At 64.9% G+C, this 7,958-nt stretch carries 9 protein-coding genes and 1 pseudogene; 6 read left to right on the forward strand and 4 right to left on the reverse strand.

All coding sequences use genetic code 11. The annotated features are described in order from the left end of the window. The first annotated feature begins 201 nt into the window (after window positions 1-201). The 3 genes from PVW46_RS25540 to PVW46_RS25550 all read left to right on the forward strand — a co-directional run bounded on the left by PVW46_RS25540 (window position 202) and on the right by PVW46_RS25550 (window position 3,635). Entirely contained in the window at window positions 202-855 is a 654-nt protein-coding gene (locus tag PVW46_RS25540; protein ID WP_043146272.1) for a protein-L-isoaspartate O-methyltransferase family protein, read from the forward strand. Between the two features lie 112 nt (window positions 856-967). Beyond that, window positions 968-2,329 (forward strand): TolC family outer membrane protein, encoded by a 1,362-nt coding sequence (locus PVW46_RS25545; RefSeq protein WP_223306312.1) that lies wholly within the window; start codon window positions 968-970, stop codon window positions 2,327-2,329. Window positions 2,330-2,402: 73 nt separating this feature from the next. Next, a complete protein-coding gene (locus PVW46_RS25550; protein ID WP_069210123.1) occupies window positions 2,403-3,635 on the forward strand; it encodes a hypothetical protein in 1,233 nt (410 codons plus the stop codon). Between the two features lie 117 nt (window positions 3,636-3,752). Here the strand turns inward: PVW46_RS25550 and PVW46_RS25555 are convergent, their stop codons facing one another. Beyond that, entirely contained in the window at window positions 3,753-4,073 is a 321-nt protein-coding gene (locus PVW46_RS25555; RefSeq protein ID WP_043146277.1) for a DUF6280 family protein, read from the reverse strand. 215 nt (window positions 4,074-4,288) lie between these two features. On the opposite strand from PVW46_RS25555, the gene efp reads away from it, so the two are divergent. Together efp and PVW46_RS25565 are read left to right on the forward strand one after the other, a co-directional pair. Then, entirely contained in the window at window positions 4,289-4,852 is a 564-nt protein-coding gene (gene efp / locus PVW46_RS25560; RefSeq protein WP_043146278.1) for an elongation factor P, read from the forward strand. Between the two features lie 93 nt (window positions 4,853-4,945). Beyond that, the gene (locus tag PVW46_RS25565) at window positions 4,946-5,452 is read left to right on the forward strand and encodes a GNAT family N-acetyltransferase (RefSeq protein WP_069210124.1); all 507 of its coding nucleotides are present in this window, start codon (window positions 4,946-4,948) and stop codon (window positions 5,450-5,452) included. On the opposite strand, the gene PVW46_RS25570 is transcribed toward PVW46_RS25565, so the two are convergent. Together PVW46_RS25570 and ygfZ are read right to left on the reverse strand one after the other, a co-directional pair. Next, window positions 5,407-6,207 (reverse strand): fructosamine kinase family protein, encoded by an 801-nt coding sequence (locus tag PVW46_RS25570; RefSeq protein WP_069210125.1) that lies wholly within the window; start codon window positions 6,205-6,207, stop codon window positions 5,407-5,409. The genes PVW46_RS25565 and PVW46_RS25570 overlap by 46 nt on opposite strands. Further along, window positions 6,204-6,941: a CAF17-like 4Fe-4S cluster assembly/insertion protein YgfZ gene (gene ygfZ / locus PVW46_RS25575; RefSeq protein ID WP_043146285.1), complete on the reverse strand. Its 738-nt coding sequence runs from the start codon at window positions 6,939-6,941 to the stop codon at window positions 6,204-6,206. Before ygfZ ends, PVW46_RS25570 begins: the two co-directional genes overlap by 4 nt. Before the next feature lie 60 nt (window positions 6,942-7,001). Here ygfZ and PVW46_RS25580 point away from each other — a divergent pair, with 60 nt between their 5' ends. Next, a complete protein-coding gene (locus PVW46_RS25580; protein WP_069210126.1) occupies window positions 7,002-7,679 on the forward strand; it encodes a TIGR04283 family arsenosugar biosynthesis glycosyltransferase in 678 nt (225 codons plus the stop codon). A gap of 31 nt (window positions 7,680-7,710) precedes the next feature. Here PVW46_RS25580 and PVW46_RS25585 read toward each other — a convergent pair. After that, window positions 7,711-7,958: pseudogene (locus tag PVW46_RS25585) on the reverse strand (ABC transporter ATP-binding protein); the annotation flags it as partial.

Raw genomic sequence — 7,958 nt, forward strand, 5'->3', positions numbered from 1 at the left:
CCGCTGCGTCACCACTCCGCCAACTCGCCAGAGTGGCCGCCTGATTAGGCGGAACGCGCGTGGCCGTCAAGCAGATATCTCGATCTATCGTGCGGCGGGTCATGCGGTCACATTCGCAAAGTTTGGTGGCTTGGGTCATTGCCGCTTCAGGGCAGTTGTGGCACAACCTGTATCAAGCTTCTGAACGAAAGAGTTTAGTGCATGACTGACTTCGCCACCCGCCGCCGGATGATGGTCGACACACAGGTACGCCCGTCGGACGTCACGGAATTTCCGATCATCGACGCGATGCTGAGCGTTCCGCGTGAGGCCTTCGTGCCCAGTGACCGCATCGAGGCCGCCTATGCCAGCGAGCATGTGGACCTCGGAGAAGGGCGCGTCCTGCTGGATCCGCGGGTTTTCGCCAAGATCCTGGATGCGCTGAACCTGACCAACGCGGACCTCGTTCTGGATATCGGTGCAGGCTATGGATATTCCTCTGCGGTCATCGCCCATATCGCCGAGGCCGTGGTCGCGGTCGAAGAGGATGAAAGCCTGGTGGACGAGGCGCAGGCGCTGCTGACGGAACATCACGCGGACAACGTCGTGCTGCAGGCCGGCGCCCTGACCGAAGGCGCGGCGGAACACGGGCCCTACGACGCCATCGTGATCGAAGGCGGTGTCGAAGTCCTGCCCGAAGGGTTGGAGGCGCAACTCAAGGATGGTGGGCGCATCGCGGTCATCTTCATGGAAAACGCCTTGGGCACGGTGAAGATCGGGCACAAGCTGGACGGTCACATCAACTGGCGCTTTGCTTTCAACGGCACGGCGCCGGTCATTCAGGGTTTTGAGAAAAAGGCCGAATTCGCTCTCTAGTTCGGGGCGGATGAAACAGGCCGGGGTAGTCGGGACAGTGGGGATAGCGGTGCTGGGCAGGATTCGCAGAACATGCATTCGGGGGGCTGCCGGCATCGCGCTTGTCGCGGCAATGGCGGCACCCTCCTGGTCGGAAACCCTCGCCGAGGCTCTGACCGCGGCCTACATGAACAGTGGATTGTTGGACCAGAACCGTGCCACCCTGCGCGCCGCGGACGAGGATGTGGCGCAGGCGCTGGCCGAGCTGCGCCCGGTGCTTCGCTGGACCGGGAACATCCGTCGCGAATACGGCTATAGCGGCGGCACCAATACCTTCGGGATCTTCGTGGAAAGCGGGCGGGTCAACCAGACCGCCAGCATCAACCTGATCGCCGAGATCGTGCTTTATGCCGGCGGCCGCAACAAGCTGGGGCTCGACGCGGCCAAGGAGCAGGTGCTGGCCACGCGCGCGCAACTGGTGGCGATCGAGCAGCAGGTGCTCTTGCGTGCTGCCGCTGCCTTCATGAACATCCGCCGCTTTGCCGAAACCACGGCGCTGCGCGAAAACAACGTGCGGGTCATCCAGCAGGAATTGCGCGCCGCGCGCGACCGGTTCGAAGTTGGGGAAGTGACGCGGACCGATGTCGCCCTGGCCGAGGCGCGCCTGGCCCAGGCGCGCGCCGCGCTGGCGGCCGCGCAGGGTGATCTGATCGTCGCGGGTGAGGAATACCTCGCAGCCGTCGGGGTCAAGCCGCGCAACCTGGTGAACCCGCGTTCCCTGCCAAAGCTGCCCGCCAGTGTGGCAGAGGCGAAGAAGCAGGCGCTTTACCAGCATCCGGAACTGATTTCCCAACAGCACGCGGTCACTGCGGCGGAACTGGCCATCCTGATTGCCAAGGGCGCCAAGAAACCGACCGTGAGCCTTGAAGGCAGCTACGGGGTGACCGAAAATTTCGACAACTCTGCCTATTCGCGCGGTGGGTCGATCACGCTGGGCGCCAGCGGTCCGATCTATTCCGGCGGTGCGCTTGATTCTTCGGAACGCCAGGCCGTGGCAAACCGCGATGCACAGCGGGGGCGGCTGCATGTCGTGCTGGCGGAAATCGAGCAGAACGTCGGTCAGGCCTATGCCAACCTGCGCGTCGCCCGTGCCAACCGGACCTCGTTCGAGGAGCAGGTGCGTGCGGCAACCGTTGCCTTCCGGGGCGTTCGGGAAGAGGCCAAGCTGGGCGCGCGAACCACGCTGGACGTGCTGGACGCCGAACAGGAATTGCTCGATGCCCGCGCCAGCCTAGTCGGCGCACAGGTGGACGAGGCCATCGCCTCGTACCAGGTGCTGTCGTCTCTGGGTCTGCTGACCGCCGAGGCGCTGCACCTGGATGTGCCTTCGTTCGATCCATCGGCTTATTACAACCTGGTCAAGAAAGCGCCGCGCAATCGGTCGAAACAGGGGGCCGAGCTGGACCGTGTCCTGAAGGCTCTGGGAAAAGAGTAGTTTTTTTCGCATCTGTTGTGCGCGATCCCGCTTTGCAGGTACACTCTGGCCCGAGGCAAGAGTGGCAGGAACAATGTCGAATTCCGTAACGAACGTCGAAATAGAGGACGTGCTGTCCTCAATCCGCCGCTTGGTGTCCGAAGAAGGGCGCCCGCGCCGGGACGCCCCGCCGCAGGCGGCAGAGCGGCTGGTTTTGTCGCCGGCGCTTCGTGTGCCGGAGGATGAAGAAGATCATCAGCCAGATGCGCCGATGATGCTGACGGATGTCACGGAGCTGCCTGAAGCCCAGGATGAACCGCCCGCGCCCGTGGCGACCCTTGTCCTTGGGCAGGGTGATGCCGTCCGGGACCTGCCGGAAGTTGCCGACTGGACAGAGACCCGCATTGCAGAGCCGGTCGATACCGCGCCTGCGTCTGACGACGACCCGCTGCCGGACGATGATGTCGCGGGAGGCCCGGTCGATCTGCCAGAGGATCCGGTGCCCGAAGACTTGGCAGAGGCCGAACAGATCGCCGCGTTGCGGTCCAGCCTGACCGATCTTCTCGATCACGACGACCCCGTCGAGACAGGGGGGGCACCCGGCCTTGCCGCCGATTACGCCGACTGGACGGAAGACGGCGAACCGCTGGACCTGGACGAGGTCCTTGCCGGCGAAGAGGCGGAAGTCGTCGAGGATACGCTTGAAACCAAGATCGCCACGCTGGAAGCGATGCTTCAGCGCCAGTCGCAGGACTGGACACCGGCATCCGGTGACGATCCGTCCGATGAGGACGTCGCGATCGAGGATGGCATTTTCGCCCCCGGATCCGACGAGGGAGAGTCGCCGGACAGCGATGATGTGATCGAAGAGCTGGTGGCTGCCGCCGCGCTGGAGACCGTCACGGAACAGCTTGGCGAAACGATCGAGAGAGAAACGCAGGAGCCGGAACCCGATGACGGGCCTGTATCGGCTGATCCGTCAGAGACGGCGTCCGACACGCCGGAACCGGAGGCCCTGCATGCAAAACCCGCCTTTGTCCGCCATGCGGAAACGGCAGAGACGCTGGACTGGGAAGATCATCAACCGGAAGAACCGTCGGCAGCGCCTGTGAGTGAGACCGACGCGCCCCGCGCCGACAGTCCGCTGGCCGAGGCGCCGGAACACGCCGCCGTGGCGGAATTGAGCGAAGAAGCACTGCAAGGCATGGTCGCGGATATCGTTCGGCGGGAATTGCAGGGCGCACTTGGAGAGCGGATCACCCGCAACGTGCGCAAGCTGGTGAGGCGCGAAATTCACCGCGTCATGATGAACCAGGACTTCGACTGAGCCCGACGCAAGGGCCGCTGACGCTTTCGCAGGTTCACGCGACGTCATCCGTGATGCCATGAAAAAACGCGCCCTTTGAAGGGCGCGTCAGTTCATAGGTCTTCGAATGGTCTTGGATCAGGCGGCTTCGGCCTGCTGCGCCGCATGGCGGCGCTCGCTTTCTTCACGCGACAGGGCAACCGAGGTGCGTACCCCCTTGCCCACGAATTCCATCAGTCCCGAAACCACGCGCTCATTGGGGTCGATCCCAGCGCAGGACAGCACTTCGCGACCATCGCGCGAGCGCGCCCAGCGGGCGATCTGTTCGGGGCCATTGCCGTACTTCTTGTCGTCGGCGATTGCATCGTCCAGGGCAGCCAGCACCACGGCGGCGAACAGCTTGCGGGCGCGGTTGCCTTGCTCAGCGTTGAACGCGGTGCTGTCAACGAAATCCTTCATGTTTCGACCTTTGATTATTGCTCTTGTGTTTTCTGGCGTAACGGGGGTTATGGACCATTCGTTCCGATTCGGATACCCCGATTTAGCATAGCTACCATGCGCTTGGTGCATGGCTTTCTGCGTGTGCAGCACGACATACGTTGCCTTGCCAGACGCTAACAGGCCAGATATAGGAACCGTCAACTTATCATCAACCTTTTGCCACGGTTCTGACCATGCCCAAGATCAACGGTAACGAAATCCGCCCCGGCAACGTGCTGGAACACAACGACGGTCTCTGGGTCGCGGTCAAGGTCGACCACGTCAAGCCCGGCAAGGGCGGCGCCTTTGCTCAGGTCGAGATGAAGAACCTGCGCAACGGGTCCAAGCTGAACGAACGCTTCCGCAGCGCCGACAAGGTCGAACGCGTGCGCCTGGAACAGAAGGACATGCAGTTCCTCTACGAGAGCGACGGTATGCTGACCTTCATGGACACCGAGACATTCGACCAGGTCGAACTGCCCGCGGACATCCTCGGCGAACGCCGCCCTTTCCTGCAGGACGGCATGACCATCGTCGTGGAATTCTACGACACCGAGGCGCTGAACGCGACGCTGCCGCAAAAGGTGGTCTGCAAGATCGCCGAGACAGAGCCGGTGGTCAAAGGTCAGACTGCGGCCAACAGTTTCAAGCCCGCCGTGCTGGACAACGGCGTGCGCATCACGGTGCCGCCATTCGTGGCGCAGGATGAGGACATCGTCGTGAACACCGAAACGATGGAATATTCCGAGCGCGCCTGACCTCGGGGCCCGCGCGCACATACCCCCGTAATTGCCGGGGGTGAAAAATCATTGACGAAAGGGCCTCCGGCGCAACGCCAGGAGGCCTTTTTCATGATCGACACCGCAACTGACCGCGACATTCCCGCATTGGCGGAGATGCTGTTTGCGCTCAACGCCCACCACGCCGACGATGTGCCGGAGCGATTCCACACCGAGGGACCGCAGGAGGACCTGCAGGGCTTTCTGGCGGAGAGGATGGCCGAAGGCGCCCGCGCGCTGGTCTATCGGACCGAAGGTGTGGCGCGGGCCTACCTGCTGTGGCAGGTGATCGACCAGCCGGCGACGGCACTGGAAAAGGCCCGCAAGATGGCTGTCTTGGACCATATCTACGTTGCGCCGATCTGGCGGCATCGCGGGTTGGCCCGTCGTCTGATTGCCCGGTTCGAGGCTGAAAGCTCGGTGCTGGGCTGTTCCTCGTGGATGACGCGCGTGCATGCCTTCAACCAGGCCAGTGCCGCGATGATGCAGGGTGCCGGGGCGCGGTTGGTGGTGCAGGTCTTCGAAAAGCCTCTTCAGGCGCCAAGCCGATCCAGCAAGCCTTCGACCAGGCCGCGATAGCCCGCGCCGAACAGGGACAGGTGAACCAGTGCTGGCCACAACTGGTAGACGGGGCGGCGTGCCTCGCGTCCCGGGTCGCAAGCGTGGTATCCGGCCCAGAAACCCGCGTCGGGCCGGCCGAAAAGTTCCAGCATGGCAAGGTCGACCTCGTCGTGCCCGTGATAGCAGGCGGGGTCGATCAGGTAGGCCTGATCGCCCGCGAAAAGCGCGTTGCCGGTCCATAGATCGCCATGCAAGAGCGCCGGGGCAGGGGATGCGGGCAGATGTTCGGGCAGGCGCAGCGCCAGCGCCTCGATACGTCGCGCCAGCGGGGCGGGCAGATCGGGGACGAAGGGCATCAGCCGACGGTCGGCCCAGAAATCCGGCCAGCTGTCGCAAGGCGCATTCGCGATCCGCACCCGGCCAAAGGCATGGTCCGCGTCCCAGCCATAGCGAGGCCCCCGGACCGCGTGGAGCCGGGCCAGCGTTTCGCCCAGGGCTTGCCACCCGTCTGGCGAGGGCTGCGTTTCGTCCAGCCATTCAAGGCACAGCAGACCGTCGCCGGACCAGATCACCTTGGGCACTGCCGCGCCACTGGCCTGCATGGCGGCCAGCATCCGCGCTTCTGCTCCCACCAGCGCGCCCAGCTTGACCGCCACCCGGCGCCCATCCGCCAGATCGACCCGGAACACCTGCGAGAGGTCGCCGCCCTGCAAGGGGCGGGCGTCGGAAACGGGCGCCCCCAGCGCCTTGGCGATGCGGGCCTGCCAGGTCATGACACCATGCGCACCACGGCATCCCCGGCCCGCATGTCCTCCTTGGCCCGGTCGAACCGCAGGTATGCGATGCCGCGCCCCTCGGCCTGGGTGTAGAGCGTGCCCGCCGGTTTTTCACCGGCCATGATCTCGGTGCCTACGGGCGCGTTGCCCTCGACCTCGACCGTGACCAGCCCCTTGCGCAGCTCGGTCTTGTGTTTCATCCGCGCGGTCACTTCCTGGCCCACGAAACAGCCCTTGCGGAAATCGACCCCGTGCAGCCGTTCGAACCCGGCCTCGAGGATGAAGGTATCTGGCGTCAGTTCGACCCCGGTTTCCGGGACACAGGCGGCCACGCGCAGGGCCTCCCAGTCCGCCGACTCGCCCGTCTGCCCGGCGTAGCCGCGCCACCCCAGAGAGCCGTGACGGGGATCGGCAAATGCGCCCTCCGGCGGCTCTCCGATGCCCCGGCTGACGCAGAGGTCGGTTTCCTCTATCTCCAGCGGGCGGCGCAGCTTGTACATGGTCAGCCGTTGCAGCACCGATGGCGCCAGTTCCGCGTCGAGGTCCAGCAGCACGTTCTCGCCCTCGGGCACCATGAAGAAATCGGCCAGGTACTTGCCCTGCGGTGTCAGCAGGGCGGTATAGACCAGCCCCCGGTCCAGCCCGGAGACGTCATTTGTCACCAAGCCCTGAAGGAAGTCGCGTGCCTCGGCGCCGCGTACCCGCAGGACCTTTCGCTTTTCGTCTGCCATTCGCTTTTCCTTTTGCCTTTGGGTCGCATATAGGCGCCTAGGCAACAAGCGAACAGGCCAATGCGTGCACCGATTTCCATTGTGATCCCCACCCTCGACGCCGAGGGCGGCCTGCCGGCCTGTCTGGGCAGCCTCGGAGAGGGGCTGCAGGCGGGGCTGATCCGCGAACTGGTCATCAGCGATGGCGGCTCGCGCGATGCGACGTTGCAGATCGCGGGGCAGGCGGGTGCGCGGGTCGTGACCGGCCCGCCCTCGCGCGGGGGGCAGGTCAGGCGCGGAATCGCCGCGACAGAGGGTGACTGGCTGTTTGTGCTTCATGCCGATACCCACCTAGCCGAGGGATGGACGCAGGCGGTTCTGCCTGTCCTGACCCAACCAGGCGCCTGGCACTTCCGGTTGCGCTTTGATGCTCGGGGGGTGATGCCGTTCTGGGTAGCCGGCTGGGCCAACCTGCGGTCGCGGCTGTTTCGCCTGCCCTACGGCGACCAGGGGTTGCTGATTCACCGCGAGGTGCTGGAGGATGTCGGCGGCTATCCGGACCTGGCCCTGATGGAGGACGTGGCGTTGGCACGGCGTCTGAAAACCCGCCTGCGCGGCCTGCCGGCGACCGCCGTGACCTCGGCGGACAAGTACCGCCGCCAGGGCTGGCTGCGGCGCGGGGCGCGCAACCTTGACACGCTGGCGCGCTATTTCGCAGGGGCGGACGTGTCCGCCCTGGCCCGCCGCTACCGGCGCTGAGCGCCGGATCCCTCGGTCAAGACAGCCAGGATCACTCGGCTTCGTCGAACTGCAAACGGTATAGATCGGCATAGGCCCCGCCCCGGACGATCAACTCATCATGGGTGCCGGTCTCGACGACCTTACCGGCGTCCATGACGACGATCCGGTCGGCATTCCGCACGGTCGACAGGCGGTGCGCGATCACCAGCGTCGTCCGGCCCTGGGACAGGCGTTCCAGGGCCGCCTGCACCACCGCCTCGGACTGGGCGTCCAGCGCGCTGGTCGCCTCGTCCAGAA

Source organism: Mameliella sp. AT18 (assembly GCF_028807275.1).
Classification (GTDB): Bacteria; Pseudomonadota; Alphaproteobacteria; order Rhodobacterales; family Rhodobacteraceae; genus Antarctobacter; species Antarctobacter albus.